At 65.9% G+C, this 19,608-nt stretch carries 15 protein-coding genes; 12 read left to right on the top strand and 3 right to left on the bottom strand.

Annotation, left to right across the window (positions count from 1 at the left end):
* The first annotated feature begins 16 nt into the window (after positions 1-16).
* From PRN20_RS16260 to PRN20_RS16230, 7 genes are all read left to right on the top strand, one after another.
* Entirely contained in the window at positions 17-604 is a 588-nt protein-coding gene (locus PRN20_RS16260; RefSeq protein WP_273958593.1) for an exopolysaccharide biosynthesis protein, read from the top strand.
* Positions 605-720: 116 nt separating this feature from the next.
* Positions 721-1,593, top strand: coding sequence for a phosphonate ABC transporter ATP-binding protein (phnC, locus tag PRN20_RS16255; RefSeq protein WP_273958592.1), 873 nt, complete (start codon positions 721-723; stop codon positions 1,591-1,593).
* A gap of 91 nt (positions 1,594-1,684) precedes the next feature.
* Complete coding sequence (phnD, locus tag PRN20_RS16250) at positions 1,685-2,593, top strand: phosphonate ABC transporter substrate-binding protein (protein WP_273958591.1); 909 nt, start codon at positions 1,685-1,687, stop codon at positions 2,591-2,593.
* A 73-nt stretch (positions 2,594-2,666) separates the two neighbouring features.
* The gene (phnE, locus tag PRN20_RS16245) at positions 2,667-3,647 is read left to right on the top strand and encodes a phosphonate ABC transporter, permease protein PhnE (protein WP_273958590.1); all 981 of its coding nucleotides are present in this window, start codon (positions 2,667-2,669) and stop codon (positions 3,645-3,647) included.
* Positions 3,647-4,993 (top strand): phosphonate ABC transporter, permease protein PhnE, encoded by a 1,347-nt coding sequence (gene phnE / locus PRN20_RS16240; RefSeq protein ID WP_273958589.1) that lies wholly within the window; start codon positions 3,647-3,649, stop codon positions 4,991-4,993. Before phnE (PRN20_RS16245) ends, phnE (PRN20_RS16240) begins: the two co-directional genes overlap by 1 nt.
* Before the next feature lie 146 nt (positions 4,994-5,139).
* Positions 5,140-6,027, top strand: a complete 888-nt coding sequence (locus PRN20_RS16235) for an amidohydrolase family protein (protein WP_273958588.1) — start codon at positions 5,140-5,142, stop codon at positions 6,025-6,027.
* Between the two features lie 100 nt (positions 6,028-6,127).
* The gene (locus PRN20_RS16230) at positions 6,128-7,147 is read left to right on the top strand and encodes an aldo/keto reductase (RefSeq protein WP_273958587.1); all 1,020 of its coding nucleotides are present in this window, start codon (positions 6,128-6,130) and stop codon (positions 7,145-7,147) included.
* 16 nt (positions 7,148-7,163) lie between these two features.
* Here PRN20_RS16230 and PRN20_RS16225 read toward each other — a convergent pair whose 3' ends face one another.
* Entirely contained in the window at positions 7,164-9,191 is a 2,028-nt protein-coding gene (locus PRN20_RS16225) for a putative bifunctional diguanylate cyclase/phosphodiesterase (RefSeq protein WP_273958586.1), read from the bottom strand.
* Between the two features lie 116 nt (positions 9,192-9,307).
* Positions 9,308-10,519 carry a lytic murein transglycosylase gene (locus tag PRN20_RS16220; RefSeq protein ID WP_273958585.1) on the bottom strand — a complete coding sequence of 404 codons (1,212 nt, stop codon included), beginning with the start codon at positions 10,517-10,519 and terminating at the stop codon, positions 9,308-9,310.
* A 191-nt stretch (positions 10,520-10,710) separates the two neighbouring features.
* Here PRN20_RS16220 and PRN20_RS16215 point away from each other — a divergent pair, with 191 nt between their 5' ends.
* Together PRN20_RS16215 and PRN20_RS16210 are read left to right on the top strand one after the other, a co-directional pair.
* Positions 10,711-11,706, top strand: a complete 996-nt coding sequence (locus PRN20_RS16215) for an arabinan endo-1,5-alpha-L-arabinosidase (protein ID WP_273958584.1) — start codon at positions 10,711-10,713, stop codon at positions 11,704-11,706.
* Complete coding sequence (locus PRN20_RS16210) at positions 11,675-12,748, top strand: hypothetical protein (protein ID WP_273958583.1); 1,074 nt, start codon at positions 11,675-11,677, stop codon at positions 12,746-12,748. The genes PRN20_RS16215 and PRN20_RS16210 overlap by 32 nt, the downstream gene beginning before the upstream one ends.
* 92 nt (positions 12,749-12,840) lie before the next feature.
* On the opposite strand, the gene PRN20_RS16205 is transcribed toward PRN20_RS16210, so the two are convergent.
* On the bottom strand, positions 12,841-13,869 hold the full coding sequence (locus tag PRN20_RS16205) for a LacI family DNA-binding transcriptional regulator (RefSeq protein ID WP_273958582.1): 1,029 nt from the start codon (positions 13,867-13,869) through the stop codon (positions 12,841-12,843).
* Positions 13,870-14,031: 162 nt separating this feature from the next.
* Here PRN20_RS16205 and PRN20_RS16200 point away from each other — a divergent pair, with 162 nt between their 5' ends.
* The 3 genes from PRN20_RS16200 to PRN20_RS16190 all read left to right on the top strand — a co-directional run bounded on the left by PRN20_RS16200 (position 14,032) and on the right by PRN20_RS16190 (position 19,543).
* Entirely contained in the window at positions 14,032-16,770 is a 2,739-nt protein-coding gene (locus PRN20_RS16200; RefSeq protein ID WP_273958581.1) for a glycoside hydrolase family 2 protein, read from the top strand.
* Positions 16,771-16,982: 212 nt separating this feature from the next.
* On the top strand, positions 16,983-18,065 hold the full coding sequence (locus tag PRN20_RS16195; RefSeq protein WP_273958580.1) for an ABC transporter ATP-binding protein: 1,083 nt from the start codon (positions 16,983-16,985) through the stop codon (positions 18,063-18,065).
* A gap of 197 nt (positions 18,066-18,262) precedes the next feature.
* The gene (locus PRN20_RS16190; protein ID WP_273958579.1) at positions 18,263-19,543 is read left to right on the top strand and encodes an ABC transporter substrate-binding protein; all 1,281 of its coding nucleotides are present in this window, start codon (positions 18,263-18,265) and stop codon (positions 19,541-19,543) included.
* The last annotated feature ends 65 nt before the right edge of the window (positions 19,544-19,608 follow it).

Below are 19,608 nucleotides of genomic sequence, written 5' to 3'. Positions count from 1 at the left end.
ACCGACGGATCACTGATTGGCCGAAGCACCCGACCTGACCCTGGCTCACCTCATCGACAGGATCGCCGAGCGCTCGGGCAACGGCGAAGGCATCTCGGTCGGGACCATCGAGGAGGTCGCCGGCAAGCGCTTCGCCGGCCCGCTCCTGTTCTTTCCGGCGATGATCGTGGTGTCGCCGCTGAGCCTGATCCCGACCCTGCCAACCATGGTGGCCATTACCGTGATCCTCATCGCGGTGCAGGTGCTGGCCGGCCGCCGCACCGTCTGGCTGCCGAGAAAATTCCGCGAAGCCAAGCTCTCCGCCGAGCGCGCGCACAAGGTCATCACCTTCATGCGGCCCGGCGTGAAATGGGTCGACAAGGCCATCAAGCCGCGGCTCGCCTGGCTGGTCGACAGCATCGGCGTACGCCTCGCCGCGCTCGTCTGCATCCTTGTCGCCCTCACCATGCCCCCGCTCGAGCTCCTCCCCGGCGCCTCGACCACCGCCGGGGTGATCATCGCCACGCTCGGGCTCGCCATCACCGTGCGCGATGGCGCCCTGCTGGTGACGGCGCTGCTGCTGTTCGGCAGCGCCGCGTTCTTCATCGCGCGCCTCTTCATGTGAGCCTGCCGCCGCTCCGGCCGGGCTCTTCCACTGTCATGAAGACGTCACCCTACCTTCATCCACGCTTCTTGTAGCCGCCTTACGAGTTGGCCCCGTCGATTGGACGGGGTCCCCGCATGCTGAAGATTTCTCAGGTTACACGTCGCTTCGGCGCCAAGGTGGCAGTCGACAACGTCAACCTCGAAATCCCCGCCGGCCAGATGGTCGGCGTCATCGGCCGCTCCGGCGCCGGCAAGTCGACCCTGCTGCGTATGCTCAACCGGCTGATCGACGTTTCCGAGGGCAGCGTCGAGTTCGGCGGTCTTGAAGTGTCGTCGCTGCGTGGCCAGGCCCTGCGCGATTGGCAGCGCGACTGCGCCATGATCTTCCAGCAGTTCAACCTCGTGCCGCGCCTCGACGTCATCACCAACGTGATGCTCGGCCGGCTCAACCGCCGCAACACCATCATGAGCCTGCTCCAGATCTTCTCCGAAGACGAGCAGTTGATGGCGCTCAAGGCGCTGGAGCGTCTCGATATCGCCCAGACCGCCAGCCAGTGGGCGCAGACCCTCTCGGGTGGCCAGCAACAGCGCGTCGCCATCGCCCGCGCCCTGATGCAGGAGCCCAAGGTGATCCTCGCCGACGAGCCGATCGCCTCGCTCGATCCGCGCAACGCCAAGATCGTGATGGACTCGCTGCAGGCCATCAATGAGGAGCAGGGGATCACGGTGATCACCAACCTCCACACCCTCGATACCGCCCGCGCCTATTGCGAGCGGATCATCGGCATGTCGGCGGGCCGCGTGGTGTTCGACGGCACGCCCGAGCAGCTGACCACCGAAGTGGCCCGTGAACTCTACGGCGCCGACGGCCTCGAAGAAGCGTTCTCGGAGGAAATGACCTCGACCAGCCTCGAGGCCATCGTCCCCAAGAAGAAAAAGAAGAAGCATGCCGATCTCGCGGCGGGTGCCCTCGAGGCTCCGCTCGCTCCGGCCGGCCTTCCCAACTGACATCCCCAGTTTTCGCGCCTGCCGGTTAGCCGCCTGCTCGCGCGGCACGGCAGGTGGCGGAAAGCCAATCGCGTCACTAAAGGAGACATCCATGTCCGCGATCCGCAACGTCCTGATGGCGACCCTCGCCCTCACCATGACCAGCACTGCCTTCGCGCAGGATGTCTCGGTCCTCCGCATCGGCCTCGACGGCTCGGAGAACGAAGCCGACCAGATCCGCAAGACCGAATGCGTCGCCGAGGGCCTCAAGGCCGCGACCGGCGTGCCGGAAGTGCAGATCTTCCCGTCGCCCGACTACAACGGCGTCATCCAGGGCCTGCTCGGCGGCACCATCGACATCGCCCAGATGGGCGCTTCGTCCTATGCCGCCATCGTGCTGCAGGACCCGGCCGCGGTCGATCCGATCCTGACCACTGCCGGCGCCGACGGCTCGACCGGCTACTACTCGCTGCTCGTTGCCCGCAAGGACAAGGGCTTCGCCTCGCTGGCCGATCTCAAGGGCAAGAAGCTCGGCTTCGCCGACCCGGATTCGACCTCGGGCTACCTCGTCCCGAACGTGTCGCTCCCGGCCGATATCGGCGGCCCGGTGGCCGAGTTCTTCGGCGAGACCGGCTTCGGCGGCGGCCATGAGAACCTCGTTCTCGGCGTGCTCGACGGCACCTGGGACGCTGGCACCACCTTCGGTTCGGGCGTCGGCGAGTGGGCCGAGGGCTACACCACCGGCAACCTCCACACCATGGTCGAAAAGGGCATCCTCGACACCGACGATATCGTCGAGCTGTGGCGCTCGCCGCAGATCCCGAACGGCCCGCTGATGGTCTCCAACAAGCTGCCGGAAGATCTGAAGGCGAAGGTCCAGGCCTTCTTCCTCGAGCTGCCGACCAAGGACCTCGCCTGCTTCCAGGGCTTCACCCAGGGCGAGAACACCGCCTATGTCGAAGTCGAGCCGTCCTTCTACGACACCATTGTCGCCGCCCGTAAGTCCGTGATCGGCGACTGATCCACCAACGAATGAACGCGAACGGCGGTGCCTCTCCTCTCAGGTGCCGCCGTTCCGACATCAGGAGCAGGGCATGGCGCATCTCGCCCACGATCCGGCGACCGGCGGCATCAGCGACGCGACGAAGACCGTCTTCGGTCACTATCGCCAGCAGATCCGCACCCGGCGCGTCTATTCCATCATCGCGCTGGTCGTGTTCGCCATCGTGCTGGCCATGTCGCTCAACTTCGCCAACGCGGCGAACTCGGGCAAGTTCTTCGAGCGCCTGCCCTACCTGTTCGATTTTCTGCGCAGCTTCGTGCCGAACGATCCGCTCGAGATCTTCCGCGCCATGTTCGACCTGCCGTCACCCTATGCCGACGGCTCGATGAAGTACGATTTCACCTCGCAGCGCTTCTATCTGACCGAGACGCTCTACATCCCGCACTTCATCTACGAACTGATCATCACGGTGAACATCGCGATCGTCTCCACGATCATCGGTGGCGGCCTGGCGTTCGTGCTGTGCTTCTTTGCGGCGACCAACCTCGTCGGTGCGGGGGTCGTCCGCTTCGTGGTGCGCCGCATCATGGAGGTGCTGCGCGCCTTCCCCGAGATCGTGATCGCGGGCCTCCTCACGGCCATCCTCTCGATCGGGCCGATCGCGGCGATCTTCGCCATCTCGCTCCACACCATCGGGGCGCTCGGCAAGCTGTTCTTCGAAGTCGTCGAGAATGCCGACATGAAGCCGGACGAAGGTCTGCGCGCCGTCGGCGCCACCTGGCTCGAGCGCGTGCGCTACGGCATGCTGCCACAGGTGCTGCCCAATTTCGTGTCCTACACATTGCTGCGCACCGAGATCAATGTGCGCGCCTCGACCATCATCGGCGCTGTCGGCGGCGGCGGCATCGGTGAGGCGTTCCGCCTGTCGATCGGCAACAATCACGCCGCCAAGACCTACGCCATCATCATCCTGCTGCTGGTGACGATCATCGCGGTCGACCAGTTCTCGGGCTGGCTGCGCCGGCGACTGGTCGGCAACCAGGCCTTCGAATTCGGACGGGGAGCGGCGTGATGTCGAACGTGCTCGCAATCGATGAAACCGAACGCGCCCGACTGAAGTCGTCGCATGCCGCCGTGCTGCACAAGCCATGGTGGAAGCGCTGGGCGCTGCCGATCGGGCTCGTGGCCACAGTGCTCTACCTCGGTTTCTGCTACGTGTTCTTCAACGTCGGCCCGGCCTTCGAGAACGGCAAGTGGGACCGCGCGGCGCTCTACCTGCAGGACTGGTACTCGTGGCGCGCCCAGCCCCGACTGAAGTTCGCCGACGGCAAGGTCACCGCCACCTGGTCGAGCCGCGGGCAATATCCCGCTGATGCAATTATCGACTGGCTGACGCTGCACGATGACGGCTCGATGACCGTGACCTTCGGCAGCGAGGCCGACCGGCTGGAGGTCACGCCGAGCCTCGTCACCGCCTATGTCGGCGGCGAACCGCACGAGATCACGATCGGCACCGACACAGTCACCGCGCCGCCGGATGCACCGGGCGCAGTCCGGCAGGACGGCACCAAGGTCATCGTCGACTACGGCTTTGCCGGTCAGGCCGAGGTGCGCACCAACCAGGTCTATGTGCAGCGCCGTTTCCTCGGCTGGTCCAACTTCTGGTTCGATACCCGCTCTGCCTATTGGGGCCTCAACCCCCTCGAAGTGATCCAGCTCATGCTCAGCTCCGAGCGCATCGACCCCACGCGCTCCAACTTCGATACGGCCGTGCAGAACTTCCTCGGCAACGGCGTCTGGCAGCACGGCGACATCCTCTCAAAACTCCTCCAGACGCTGGTGATGGCCTTCGTCGGCACGCTGCTCGCGACTCTGTTCGCCTTCCCGCTCGCCTTCATCGCCGCGCGCAACATCACACGGTCCCGGCCGGTCAACTGGCTGATGAAGCGCACCTTCGACTTCCTGCGCTCGATCGACATGCTGATCTGGGCGCTGTTCTTCACCCGCGGCTTCGGCCCGGGCCCGATCCCCGGGATCGCCGCGATCTTCTTCACCGACGCCGGCGCACTCGGGAAGGTCTATGCCGAAGCGCTGGAGAACGTCGACGACCGGCAGCGCGAGGGCGTCAAGTCGGTGGGCGCGGCGCCCAGCGTCGTCAACCGCTTCGGCGTGGTGCCGCAGGTGCTGCCGGTCTTCATCTCGCAGTCGCTGTATTTCTGGGAGAGCAACACCCGGTCGGCCACCGTGATCGGCGCGGTCGGCGCAGGCGGCATCGGCCTCAAGCTGCTCGAGGCGATGGGCACCAATTCCGACTGGGACAAGGTCGCCTACATGGTGCTGCTGATCCTCGCCGTGGTGTTCATTTTCGACAACATCTCCAACGCCTTGCGCTCGCGGTTGATCGGGCGTTCGCATTGACCCGCCCGAAAGTCTTAGCCCCGCCCGGTTGACTTGACTCGTCCGGTCAACTGACATCCCGGCCGTTCTGCGGCCCGGGGAAAGCCGCAGCGAACAGCAGCGGAGGCACTGCCACCTCCGGCTGCGACACCGGACCGGAGGGGACCATGAGCAGACTGCAGATCGTCGACCCGCATATCCATTTGTGGGATCTCTGGACGCGCATCTACCCGCACTTCGAAAAGCCCGGCAAAGGCGGCGCCAACGCCGCCATCTGCCGCAGCTACCTGATCGACGAATACCTCGAGGAAGGCGGCGACGAGTTCGAGATCGTCGGCGCCGTCCACGTCGAGGCCTTCCCGACCGACCCGATCAAGGAAACGGAGACCCTGCAGAAGGTCGCCGACGCGAACCCGCTGCCGCTGGTCATCGTCGGCAACGGCGACCTGACTTCGCCGGAATTCCCTGCCCTGCTCGACCGGCACCAGGCGTTCCCCATCTTCCGCGGCATCCGGCAAGTGGTGAACATGCACGCCAACCCGGCCCGCAGCTACGTCTCGCGCGACCTGATGGCGGTGCCGCAGTTTCTTGAAGGACTGCGTGAACTGGGCCGGCGCGGCCTGAGCTTCGACCTGCAGCTTTACCCCCACCAGATGGACGCGGCCGCCGCCCTCGCAGCCGCGGCACCCGACACCCGCATCATCCTCAACCACACCGGTATGTGGGCCGATCGCGATCTGGCCGGCTGGAAGCAGTACAAGGCCGGCCTTCGCACCCTCGCCGCCCAGCCCAACATCGTCGCCAAGGTCAGCGGGCTGGGAATGCTCGACCACGGCTGGACCACCGAGAGCATCCGCCCGCTCGTCCTCGAGGCCATCGAGGCCTTCGGCCCGGAGCGCGCGATGTTTGCGTCCAACTTCCCGGTCGACAAGCTCTACTCGGACTTCCGCACGGTCTGGCGCGCCTTCGACAACATCACCGCCGGTTTCTCGGAAACCGAGCGGGCCGGCCTGTTCCGCGACAACGCCCGCAAGTTCTACCGCATCCCCGCCTGATCAAGGCGCGACCGGCCCGGATCGGTCACGGAATACGACGACACGGAGGAGATCTCCTTTTGAACCAGCACTTCACCTACGCCCCCGAGGAGATGACTCTGTGACTATCAAGCTTTCCGATCGCGGCCAGGTCGCCGCAACCTCCCTGTCGCTGCCGCCGCTGGGCTTCGGCGCGGCGCACCTGGGCGGGATGTACAACCGCGTCTCGGGCGACACGGCCAACGCCACGCTGGCGGCCGCCTGGGATGGCGGCGTCCGCTACTACGACACGGCCCCGTTCTACGGCCGGGGTCTGAGCGAGCTGCGCACCGGCACCTTCCTCATCGACAAGCCCCGCGACGAGTTCGTCATCACCACCAAGGTCGGCCGCTACTTCAAGCGCCCCGCCGATCCCCGCACCTTCGACCGCACCCCCTGGGGCGGCGGACTGAACATGGAGATCGTCTGGGACTATTCCTATGACGGCATCATGCGCTCCTACGAGCAGAGCCTGCTCCGCCTCGGCCTCGACACCATCGACGCGCTCCTCATCCACGATCCCGAAGCAGCTGCCAGCCCCGGCGGCCCGAAGCTCGAGGATCTCGAGGCGAGCGGCATCCGCGCCCTCGAGGAACTGAAGCGCACCGGCCACATCAAGGCCATCGGCATGGGCCTCAACCACGCCGACTCGCTCGATACCATCGCCCCGCGCGTGCAGCTCGATTTCTGCATCGTGGCGATGCCCTACACCCTGCTCAACCAGTCGGCGCTGCGGACCGGGCTGAAGCGGTGCGTCGACGAGAACATCTCGGTCATCGTCGGCGCCCCCTATGCCTCGGGCATCCTCGCTACCGGCCCCATCCCCGGCGCGCGCTACGCCTACGGCATCGCCGAGCCCGATATCCTCGACAAGACCCGCCGCATCCAGGCGGTCTGCGCCGGCCACGGCGTCTCGCTCCAGGCCGCGGCGCTGCAGTTCCCCCTCGCCCATCCCGCCGTGGTCTCCGTGATCCCCGGCGGCGCCAGGCCCGAGGAGGTCACGGCCAACGTCGGTTTCGTGCAGGAGGCGATACCGGCCGCATTCTGGTCCGACCTGACCTCGGCCGGCCTGATCGATCCCGAGGCCCCGACGCCGGCTTGAGCCGGCGTCACCCCACCTACGCGGTGAGCCGCTGCTCTTCCTCGACCACAGGGTCGGCCAGGAACGGCTGCGGCCTCGCCACGTGGTAGCCCTGCGCGTAGTCGACCCCGATCCCCCTCAGCGCGACGAGGATCTCGGCCGACTCCACGAATTCGGCAACCGTCTTCATCCCCGTCACGTGCCCCAGGTGGTTGATCATCTCCACCACCGCGAGGTCGGTGCGGTCGCGCAGCATGTTGCGCACGAACCCGCCATCGATCTTGATCCAGTCGACCGGCAGCCGCTTGAGGTAGTGGAACGACGACATGCCCGCGCCGAAATCGTCGAGCGCGAACCGGCAACCCATCTGCCGCAGCGCGCTGATGAACGCATTGGCCCGCTCGAGATTGGCGACCGCCGCCGTCTCGGTGATCTCGAAGCACAGCGATTGCGCCGGCACCTGCGTGCGCTTCAGCTGCTGCCGCACGAACGGCACGAAAGCCTCGTCCGACAGGGTCAGCGCACTAATGTTGATCGAGTACGTGGCATCGCCACCCACACCCCGCGCCAGCCGTGCCGCGATGGTCTCGAGCGCCTTGCGCACCACCCACCGGTCGAGCTGCGGCATCAGCCCGAAGCGCTCGGCCGCGGGGATGAACCGGCCCGGCGACACCAGTTCGCCCCGTTCGCTGAGGCGCATCAGGATCTCGCAATAACCGTGACCGGCCTGTGCGCTGATGGGCACGATCTCCTGCGCGTAGAGTACGAACCGATCCTCGTCGAGCCCGGCCTGCAGCCGCTGCACCCACCCCATGTTGCCCGCCAGTTCCGCCTGCTCGGTATCGTCGGCCGCGTAGACATGGACGCGGTTCCGCCCCTTCTCCTTGGCCATGTAGCAGGCGATGTCGGCGGCGCGCATGGCGGATTCGAGCGTGTGCTTCTCCCGCCCCAGCCGCACGAGGCCGATGCTGGCGCTGACGACAAAATGCTGCCCCTCCCAGATGAAGGGCAGCTCGGCCAGCGTGTGGCGCAGCCGGTTGGCGATGGCGGTGACCTCCCGATCGGTCGGCGTGGTCAGCAGCACGCCGAACTCGTCGCCTCCGAGCCGGGCCAGCAGCGCGTGGTTCCCCAGCGTCCCCGGCACCTGTTCCGCGATGGTGCGGAGCAGCCTGTCGCCCGCCGCGTGCCCGCCGGTATCGTTGACCACCTTGAACTGGTCGAGGTCGATGAACATCACCGCCCGCGCTGTTCCGTCGGCCAGCGTCGCGCTCACCGCGCGCTCGAATGCCGAGCGGTTCGGCAGCTTCGTCAGGTCGTCGTGCGAGGCAAGCCAGGCCAGCTCATCTTCGATGGCCCGCCGGTGCCGCACGAACTTGCTGAGCCGCCACATGGTCAGCGCCACGAACCCCGCCGCCATGGCGAGGTTGGCGGCCAGCAGCAAGCTCTGGACGAAGCGGGTCCCCTCTCCCAGAGTACTTGAGTATGCGAGGGCAAGTGGCCGTACGATATCGTAGATCCCGTCGAGGCGCGCCTTCCAGGCCTGCCGCTGCGCGCCCGAAGCCTGTTCGGTCGTCGACACTTCGTCGGCCAGTTCCTGTAGCTGGAACAGCGAGGGCTCGGCATTGCGCCAATGCTCCATCGCCACCCGCATGTAGGGGAACCAGGTGAAGTTCTCATAACCCCAGATGATCCCGGGGATGTCAGCGGGGTGATGACCGCCCCTCGCGAATCCGGCAGCCGCCGCGGACCGATCGGACGGTTGCCGTTCGAGCGCCAGCCGCCCGTCGCGATCTCCCATGGGCACGTCGAGCGCCGTCTTGTAGCGCACGAGATAGGCGGGATTGGTCGTGTCTATATGACGGTTGAGGAAGTAGATCGCGTCATGCTGGCCCTTGGACCACAAGCTCTCGCCGGCAACATAGGCTCGCAGCGAAGTCACCACCTGGAGACTGAAAGTAGCGAGGGCGGCCTGCAGGATGATAATGGCGATGAACGGCCACGCCACCTCCGCCAGACGCAGTGTCGATCTCTTGTCTGGAGATATAGGCACGCCACGCTTCTGCATGGTCTTCTCGTCCGCTGAACACAGCCGAGAGTAGTTGGGGCGGCATTAAGGACGTACCCTTATGCCGCCACGCATTTTTACTGATTTCACTTACCCGCGACAGCAGCGGCTGAGACTTAGCTCAGCGCCCGCAGCAAATTGCCCGACACATGGCCGTCCGGCAGCAGTCCGGACCGGCTCTGCCAGTCGATCACGGCCGCCCGGGTCTTCGGACCGATGACGCCGTCCGGTGTGCCCAGCTCGTAGCCGCGCTTGATCAGCTTGGCCTGCAACTGCTTGCGGTCGTCCTTGGTCAGCGCCGTGTCCTTGGGCCAGGTCGAAACGAAGCCGCGGCTGCCGATGATCCGGTCGGCAAGATGGCCAACTGCAAGGGCATAGCTGTCGGAGTTGTTGTAGCGCTTGATGACGCCGAAGTTCTCGAGCACCGCAAAGACCGGCCCGTTGCCGCCCATCGGCATGTAGAGCCGCGCCACATCGCTGGCCCGCGGAAACGCCTTGCCGTTCGCGCGCTTCACGCCCACGCCGTTCCAGTCGCCGAGCGTCGCGTTGATGCCGCTCCAGACGTTCTGGTAGTTGAAGTCGCGTGGGAGCTTTACCTCGTAACCCCATGTCTCGCCGGGCCGCCAGCCGAACGAGCGCAGGTAGTTCCCGATCGAGGCCATCGCGTCGGGCACCGAGCCCCAGATGTCCTTGTGTCCGTCGCCCTTGAAGTCGACGGCGTACTTCATGAAGCTCGACGGCATGAACTGCGGATGCCCCATGGCGCCGGCCCATGAGCCGACCATGTTCTTGGCCCGGACGTGCCCACCCTCGAGGATCTCGAGCGCCGTGATCAGCTCGCTGCCGAAATAGTCGGCGCGATAGCCGCCGTAGGCGAGCGTTGCCAGGGCATGCACCGAGTTGGTGCCGCCCATATAGCCGCCATAGTTGGTTTCGATGCCCCAGATGGCGAGGATGACTTCGGCCTGTACGCCGTAGCGCGAGCTGACGGCGGCAAGCGTCTGCTCCCACTCGCCGCTCATGCCCTGGCCCTTGCCGACCTGCGTCTCGGTCACGCGCTTGCCGACATAGTCGGCGGCCGTGCTCACGAACTCGGGCTGCTTGCGGCTCAGTTCCATCACCTTGCCGGACGGCGAGAACTCGCCCATCGCGATATCGAAGACGCGCTTGGAAACGCCACGGGCCTTGGCCCGCTTCCACACGCCGTCGACAAAGCTGTCGACACTGGCAAAAGCCGGCGTGAAAGCAGACGACGCCACGAGGGCGGCGGCACCCAGCGCGAACGAACGACGGGAAATGGAGGAGAGGGGCTTGTTAACGCGGTACATGAAAGCCTCGGCACAAACGACTCGCCGGAAACGCGGCAACTGACTGGGCGCACGTGCCCGGTTTTCATGACGATTTTGCGGATCGGACTTAAGATCGCGTTAAGCCTGCGTTCCCGATTGCGTGATCGGTTGACATCCCGCCCCCAACTCTGGGATGCCTGCAGCCCCATTCATCGCGCTGGAGGAGAGCGATGCGTCTGGTCCGCGCCGCCCTCGTGGCGGCCCTGCTGCTATGCGCAGCTCCCGCCGTCGCGGAGCAAGCCCAGCCCGCCCTCACCGGCGATGTCCGCATCCACGATCCGAGCATCATCGAGGTCGATGGCCGCTACGTCGCCTTCCAGACCGGCCAGGAAGGCGGCCTCTATCGCGGTGCGATCCGGGCGAAGACGTCACCCGATGGCATTGCCTGGACCGACGCCGGCTCGATCGGCAAGGGTGTCCCCAAGTGGCAGCGCAAGGAGCTCGGCTACCAGTCGCTCAACATCTGGGCGCCCTCGGTCAGCAAGCACGGCGACACCTGGTACCTCTACTATTCGGTCTCGTCCTTCGGCATCAACACCAGCGCCATTGGCCTCATGACCAGCACGGCGCTCGATCCCGACAAGCCCGGCGAGGGCTGGCAGGATCAGGGCCTCGTGCTGAAGTCCAACGGCAAGGACGACTGGAACGCCATCGACCCCTGGCGGATCGACACGACTGACGGCCGCGCCTACCTCGCCTACGGCTCGTTCTGGAACGGCATCAAGATGCGCGAGCTCGATCCCGTCACCGGCAAGCTCCTCGCCGAGGACACCCCGACCTACGACCTCGCCTCCCGCCAGGGCGCCGGCATCGAGGCGACGAGCATTCTCGAGCACGACGGCCGGTTCTACCTCTTCGTCTCCTTCGACCAGTGCTGCAAGCAGCTCGACAGCACCTACAACATGCGCATCGGCCGCGCCGACAGCGTCACCGGCCCCTACCTCGACAAGGACGGCAAGCCGATGCTCGAGGGCGGCGGCACGCTGCTCCTCGGCAAGACCGGCCGCTTCATCGGCCCCGGCGGGCAGGAAGCGATCCGCACCACCAGGGGCGACATGCTCGCCTACCACTATTACGACGGTGACGACCTCGGAGTGTCCAAGCTCCAGTTCTCGCCCCTCCGATGGACTGCAGATGGCTGGCCCGAACTCGACCCGCTCCCCTGAACCCCGACCAGGCACCAGCGCCTCCCGCGCGCAGGACCTCGACCTCATCAAGACCCTGCTGGTCGTCGCCATGGTCGGCGCGCACGTCATCCAGCTCGTCACCTTCCGGCCCAAGCCGGACGCCGCGATCTTTGCCGAATACGCAAACCTCGTGAGCTTTTCGGGCTTTATCTTCGCCTTCGGCCTCGGCCTCGGCCTGCCCAAGCCCGAGGGACGCAAGCGCACCTGGTTCGAACGGCTGCGGCCGGTGCTGCTCCTGCTGCTTGCCGTCTATGCCTCGTCCTTCGCCTTCGCCATCTGGGTCGATCGCAAGCCGCTCAACCTCGAGCTCGCGCTCGACGTCCTGACCATGCAGCGCCTGTTCGGCTGGAGCGAGTTCCTCGCCACCTTCTTCGTGCTGGCAGTGGTGCAACTGTTCGCGCGCCCCGCCCTGCTCGCCATCGGCCGCAACCCCTGGCTGCTCGCCGGCGTCAGCGCCGCCTGCCTGCTCACGACCTTCTACACGACGGGCGCGATCTTCCCGCTGTTGCCGACCCTCGTCAGCCACACCGGTTTCGCCAACTTCCCGCTTCTGCCCTACCTGCCCTGGTTCCTGCTCGGCATCTGGTACGGCAGCCATCCGGTTCGGGGCTGGCACTTCGTCCCGGCGCTGGCGATCACCGGCTACCTGTTCTGGGTCACCTACGAGACGGGCGGCTTCCCGCAGCGCTTCCCGCCCACCATCCTCTGGATCGTCGGGCCCGCAGCGATCCTCCTCGCCTATCTCGCCCTCAGCCGCTGGGTCGCCAGCCGCGTTCGCATCCCCGACATCCTGCTGACGCCGGGGCGGCACGTGCTGAGCTTCCTCGTCCTCACCAATCTTGGCTTCTTCCTCACCCGGCACCTCATGGGCAAGCCGGTGCGCACGACACTGGTCGCGGCCATCGTGACCGTCACAATTCTCGTCGTCCTGTCGCTTGGCTGGTACGCCTGGGAGCGGTTCGGGAAAGCCCGGCCGGAATGGCGAGCCGGCGTCCGAGCCACATCGCCCCCTCTCCCCTGAGGGGAGAGGGCCGGGGTCAGCGTCTCAGCAGGTCGCGATCAGCGCAGCCCTGCCTCGACCACCCCTCAGCACCTGTGAAAAAGGGAAGCGACCTACTCCGCAGCAACCCGCACCGGCACCGGCCCAATAGAGCCGCGCTCGATCAGCGGGCACTCGATCTTGATCCGCCGCGGCGACGCGACGGGCAAATGCTCGTCGAGCAGCGTGCCGACCGCCCAGCGCGCCATCTCCTCGTGCGGCAGCACCACCGTGGTCAGCGGCGGCTCGAGATAGGCGCTGGTGTCCTCGTTGTCGAACCCCACCACCGATATGTCATGCGGCACGCTCAGGCCCCGGCTGCGCAGCGCGTCATAGGCCCCCACCGCCATGCGATCGTTGAAGGCAAAGATCGCCGTCGGCGGGCTCGGCAGGTCGAGCAGTTGCAACGCCAGTTCCCGTCCGCCGGGAATCGTCCAGCCGCCGCGCAGGATCAGGCTCTCGTCGATCGGCACGTCCCATGAGGCCAGCGCCTGCCGGTAGCCGCGCTCGCGATCCTCGGACGCCTCGATCCAGTTCTCGCCGGCGAGGTGGGCAATGCGCCTGTGCCCCGCCTTGAGCAGCGCTTCCGTGGCCGCAAACCCACCGGTCACATCGGCGGGCACCACCGAGGGGTAGAGCCGGTTCCGGTCGTAGCAGTTGACCATCACCGTCGGCACGTCGCGCAGCCGCTCGGGCGGCTCGGCCGGCCGCGTGATCAGGCTCGTGTAGAGCACGCCGATCGCATCGTGCTGCAGCAGCATATCGAGCGCCAGCCCCTCGAGCTTGGCATCGCCGCGCGTGCAGAACGTCGCGACCACCACGTCCTGCAGCGCCGCCTCTTCGCGCGCCCCCTCGATGAAGGGCGTCGCGAACGGCGTCGTCGTGACCTCGTCGATGAGGAGGCCAATCACCCGCGTCTTGTTGTCGGGAACGTGGTGCTGGGTGCCCTTGCGATAGCCGAGCGCATCCGCTGCCTCGAGCACGCGCTGCCGGGTCGCCTCGGCGACGCGCGCGTTGGACACGCGATTGAGCACGAGCGACACCGTGGCCTGCGAGACCCCGGCGCGCTCCCCAATGTCGATCATCGTCGGCCGCTTCGCCAACCGTACCTCCAACGTCCTCCAGGGCCAGCACTATCAGCCGCGAGGGGCCATGCGCAACTGCCCCTGCTAAACTCCATTAGCAGCCGAAGGCTTGCGTAGTGTGGGGAAAGACGCTAGCCATATGCCAAATGCTAATAAATATTAGCTGCTAGGGAGGACTGCATGATCGGCGAGACTACGGCCACCAGGGCCGGCGCATCCGCACGCGAGGAAATCTCGCTCGACGGCGCCTGGCGCTTTCGTCTGGAGGGCCACGGCGACTGGCGCACGGCAACCGTGCCGGGCCCCTGGCAAGCCGAATTCGCCGACCTGCGCCACTCGACCGGCAAGGCCATCTACGCCCGCCAGCTCTCCATCCCGGCCAACTGGCAGGGTCGCGAGCTCGCGCTCCATTTCGGCGCGGTGAACTACTTCGCCGAGGTCCGCCTCGACGGCAAAACCCTCGGCACCCACGAGGGCGGCTACCTCCCCTTCGAGTTCGTCGTCCCCGAGGGGACTCCGGCCGAAAGTGCACTGGAAGTTCACGTCACTTTGCCCAGCGCAGATGTGACCGAATACCCTGACTTCCCCTTCGGTGAGATCCCGCATGGCAAGCAGAGCTGGTACGGTCCGCTCGGCGGCATCTGGCAGTCGGTCAGGCTCATCGCCCGCGACAAGCGCCACCTCCCCCACGTCGCCATCGACGCCGACATCTCCGGCGAAGTGACCTTCGCCTTCCAGCGCTCCGCTGCCGCAGCCGGCGCCACCATCCGCGCCACCATCGACGGCGTCACCGCCGAGACCACCGGCAACAGCCTGAAACTCAAGCTGAATTCGCCCCGCCTCTGGTCGCCCGAGCACCCCAATCTCTATACCGCAAAGCTCGAGCTCATCGCGGGCGGCGCCGTCGTCGACACCACCACGCACACCTTCGGCGTCCGCACCATCGAGACCCGCGACGGCAAGTTCTACCTCAACGGCGAGCCGCTCTACATCCGCGGCGCCCTCGACCAGGACTACTACCCCGAAGGCATCTGCACCCCGCCCTCCCTCGAGTTCCTCGAGGACCAGGCGAGGAAGGCCAAGCACCTCGGCCTCAACATGCTGCGCTGCCACATCAAGGTGGCCGACCCGCGCTACTACGAGGTCGCCGACCGCCTCGGCCTGCTGGTGTGGACCGAAATCCCCAACGTCCAGTACTTCACCAGCGCCGCAGCCCAGCGCATGCGCGAGACGATGGAGGGCATCCTCGCCCGCGACGGCAACCACCCCTCGATCGTCACCTGGACCATCATCAACGAGGATTGGGGCACCCGCCTCGTCGAGAATGCCGACCACCGCCAGTGGCTCAAGGACACCTATGACTGGCTGAAGGCCAAGGATCCGCGCCGCCTCGTCGTCGACAATTCGGCGTGCATCCCGAACTTCCACGTCAAGACCGACATCAACGACTACCACTACTACCGCTCGGTCCCCGAACGCCGCGCCGAGTGGGAAAAGCTCACGCAGGAATTCGCCGACGCGTCCGACTGGACGTGGACGCCCCACGGCGATGGCGAGCGCCGCGGCGACGAGCCGCTGGTCGTCTCCGAGTTCGGCGTCTGGGGCCTGCCCCACCCCGATCAGGTCAAGACTCCCGCCGGCGAAGAGCCGTGGTGGGCCGAGACCGGCAGCAACTGGGGCGACGGCGCTGCCTATCCGCACGGCATCCGCAACCGCTTCGCGACTTACCACCTGCAGAACGTCTTCGGCAGCTTCGACAGCTTCATCGACAAGGTGCAGTGGTACCAGTTCGCCAATCTCAAATACGAGATCGAGTCGATGCGCGCCCACGCGCCGATCCAGGGCTACGTCATCACCGAGATGACGGACGTGCACTGGGAAGCCAACGGCCTGCTCGACATCAACCGCAACCCGCGCGCCTTCCACGATCGCTTTGCTGAGGTCAACAACGACATCGTCATCGTGCCGCAGATCGAGCACCATGCCGTGTGGTCCGGTGATAGCGTCGCTCTGAAGCTCAAGGTCGCAACCGGTGGCAGGTCCGTGCCAGCCGGTGCAACGCTGACCTGGTCGGTCGACGGCCAGAGCGGCAGAATTGACGTGCCAGCCACGGCTGGCCTCTCGGTCGTCGATCTCGGCACCACCGACATCAAGCTGGATGGCGCGAGCCGCGTTGCGAGCATCGTTCTCAAGCTCGAAGCAGGCGGCCAGGAACTGGCGAAGAACCAGATCGAAGTCTCGGTCTATGCGAAGCGCAGCGCCGGCCCAGCCCGGATCGCAGCTGCCGATGCTGGCCTCGCCGCCTTCGCCCGTGGCCTCGGCTACACCGTCACCGACGCCGCTTCCGCCGACCTCGTCCTCACCCACGCACTGGACGAGGCCGACATCGAGGCCATGCGCCACGGCGCCCGCTACCTCGTCCTCGCCGACGGCTCGGTCGCGACCCATCGCAACCTGCGCGTCGACCAGCCCCGCGCCGAGCCGCCCACCATGCCGGCCAGCAAGGAGCGCGCGCGCCATCTCGGCTCGGAAACGCAGTTGCCCAATATCGGGCTCGTCCTGCGCGACGGCACGCTGTGGCGCGGCGACTGGATCGCGAACTTCTCGTGGATCAAGCGCTCCGGCGTCTTCGCCGACCTGCCGGGTGGTCCTCTGCTCGACGTGTCCTTCGACCGCGTCGTGCCGCACCACGTGCTCACGGGCTTCCGCTCCTGGGAATACGAGGGGCTCGTCGATGCAGGTGTGGTGATCGGCTGGGTCAACAAGCCCGCCGCCACCATCGCCCGCCGTCCCATCGGCAAGGGCGCCATGGTCGTCACCACCTTCCGCCTCACGAACGACGCACCGGGGAGCGATCCTGTCGCCACGGCTCTGTTCGACGGTCTTGTGGCGACCACCTCAAATCTGGAGGTCGATTGAGCGGCAAAACTGAATCAGATTTTCGGGTTAGGAAGCATGTCGAACGCCTTCCGGCGGATATCGACGCACGCTAACTACTTGTATTGTCAGCAGAATTTTCCGCTTCCATTTGATACAGGATTGACAATATTGTCAGCCGCAATAGCATCAGCCCGGCTCGGTAGATCCCCAAGGGACACTCGGGCCGGTAGACTACCGGGGAGGTACGCGACTTGGCCGATATCAGGCTCGTAAACGTCAGCAAGCATTTCGGACAGGTGCGCGTCATCGAGAACGTCTCGATGACCATCGAGTCTGGTGAGTTCATGGTTTTCCTGGGGCCGTCCGGCTGCGGCAAGTCCACCCTGCTGCGCATGATCGCCGGCCTCGAGGACATCGACGGTGGTGAAATCCACATCGGCGATCGTCGCGTCGACCAGCTGCCGCCCTCCGACCGCCAGATCGCGATGGTCTTCCAGAACTACGCGCTCTACCCGCACATGAGTGTGCGTGAGAACATGTCGTTCGGCCTGCAGAACATCCGCATGCCCAAGGACGAGATCGCCCGTCGCGTCGCCGCCGCAGCGAAAACCCTTGAGCTTGAACATCTGATCGACCGCAAGCCCGGCCAGCTCTCGGGTGGCCAGCGCCAGCGCGTCGCCATCGGCCGCGCCATCGTCCGCGATCCCAAGGCCTTCCTCTTCGACGAGCCCCTTTCGAACCTCGACGCAGGCCTCCGCGTGCGCACCCGCATCGAGTTCGCCCAGCTGCATCAGCGCATGAAGACCACGATGATCTTCGTGACGCACGACCAGATCGAGGCCATGACGCTCGCCGACCGCATCGTGGTGATGAACAATAGGAAGATCGAGCAGATCGGCACGCCGATGGAGATCTACAACCGGCCTGCGTCGCGCTTCGTCGCCGCCTTCGTCGGTTCGCCCTCGATGAACTTCCTGCCGGTGCAGAAGATCTCCGATCGCGACGGCAAGGTGCTGGTGAAGCTCCCTGACAACTCCGAGATCCAGACCGGTATCGCCGCGGCCCGCCTGCCCGGCGATGGCAACGTGACCTTTGGCATCCGGCCCGAGTCCGTGAAGGTCTCGGCGACGGGCGCCATTTCCGGCAAGGCCGACGTCGTCGAGCGTCTCGGCGAGCGGACCCTGGCCTATGTGCGCCTGGCCGACAACTCGGTGGTGATCGCAGAGGACGAGGGCCAGTCCAGGCTCAATGTCGGCGACCAGGTGCGGCTCGATATCGACGGCGCCGCGGCGCATCTCTTCGACGCGAAGGATGTGGCGTACAGCGCCGCCTGACCAAGCATATCCGGATAAAGTGGAAATACGCCCTTATATATCAGCATTCCTGATCCGTATCGGTAGATAGGTCAGAGATGATGTCCCGAATGGCCGCCACTGCTCAATGCGTGGCCAGCGGGACAGGACCGGCGAGGGTCGCCGGCCCAGGTGAAGCAAAGACGCATGGAGCTCATCCTTTGGGAGGAAATGAAGTGATGAAGTCGTTTCTGAAAATGGCAGTGCTGTCGGCAGGTCTGCTGTCGACCACCGGCCTTGTGCATGCCCAGGAAGTCGTGACCTGGTGGGACTTCCTCGGCGGCGGTGACGGCGTCCGCATGAAGGCGCTGATCGAGAAGTTCAACGCCGAGAACGCCGGCAAGATAGAGATCCAGGGCACCACCCTCGAGTGGGGTACCCCGTTCTACACCAAGGTCCAGACCTCGGCCGCCATCGGCGAAGGCCCGGACGTGATGACCTATCACCTCTCGCGCCTGCCGCTCGGCGTCTCCTCGGGTGCGCTCAGCGAGATCACCGCCGACGAGATCGCCGCTGCAGGCCTCGCCGGTTCGGACTACGCGGACTCGAACTGGAAGGCCGCCCAGGTCGATGGCAAGCAGTACGCCATCCCGTTCGATATCCATTCGATCGTCCTCTACTACAACAAGGACATGCTGAAGGCCGCTGGCCTGCTCGGCGATAACGGCCTGCCGACCGGCCTCGATGGCGTCGACAACTTCAAGGCCGCGCTGCAGAAGCTCAAGGACGGCGGCGCCGAGTACGGCGTGTCGATCCACTCCGCCGCCGGCGACAGCCAGTGGCGCATTTTCTACTCGCTGCTCGGCCAGCAGGACGGTCAGTTCCTCGACGCCGACGGTAACTTCCTGTCGGGCGACAACCTCGACAAGGCCGTCAAGGCCACCACCGTGGTTGCCGACTGGGTGAAGGACGGTCTCGCACCGGCCGCCACCGAGTACCCGGCCTCGATCGCCCTGTTCACGGGCGGCAAGGCGGCCATGCACATCAATGGTGTGTGGGAAGTCCCCACCATGACCGACCTCAACGCCAAGGGCGAGCTGTTCGACTGGGGCGCGATCGCGCTCCCGACCTTCTTCGACCACCCGGCCACCTGGGCTGACTCGCACGCCTTCGCCATCCCGAACCGCGTCGGCAACGAAGTCTCGCCCGAAAAGCGCGCCGCCGTTCTCCAGGTCATCGCCTGGATGAACAAGAACTCCCTCGCCTGGGCCGATGCCGGCCACATCCCGGCCTACTCGCCGGTCCGCGACAGCGAAGAGTTCAAGACCAAGCAGCCGAACGCCACCTACTCGGTGCTCGCTGATACCGCCGTGTTCGATCCGTCGTCGGTGCTCGCTGGCGTTGCCTCCCCCGTCTACGACGCGGCCGGCAACTACCTGATGCCCGCCGTCAACGGCGAAATCGATCCGCAGTCTGCCATGGAGCAGATGCGCGACGACCTTCAAGGTCAGGTGGAGTAATCTCCGACCGGCTGGCGCTCTCCGGGCGCCGGCCGGACTTTTTTTGACTGGAAGGGGAGGCCAGA

This window comes from Devosia sp. ZB163 (assembly GCF_028613635.1).
Taxonomy (GTDB): Bacteria; Pseudomonadota; Alphaproteobacteria; order Rhizobiales; family Devosiaceae; genus Devosia_A.
Note: the sequence above shows the minus strand (reverse complement) of the source record. Positions and strands in the feature narration are given on the sequence as shown.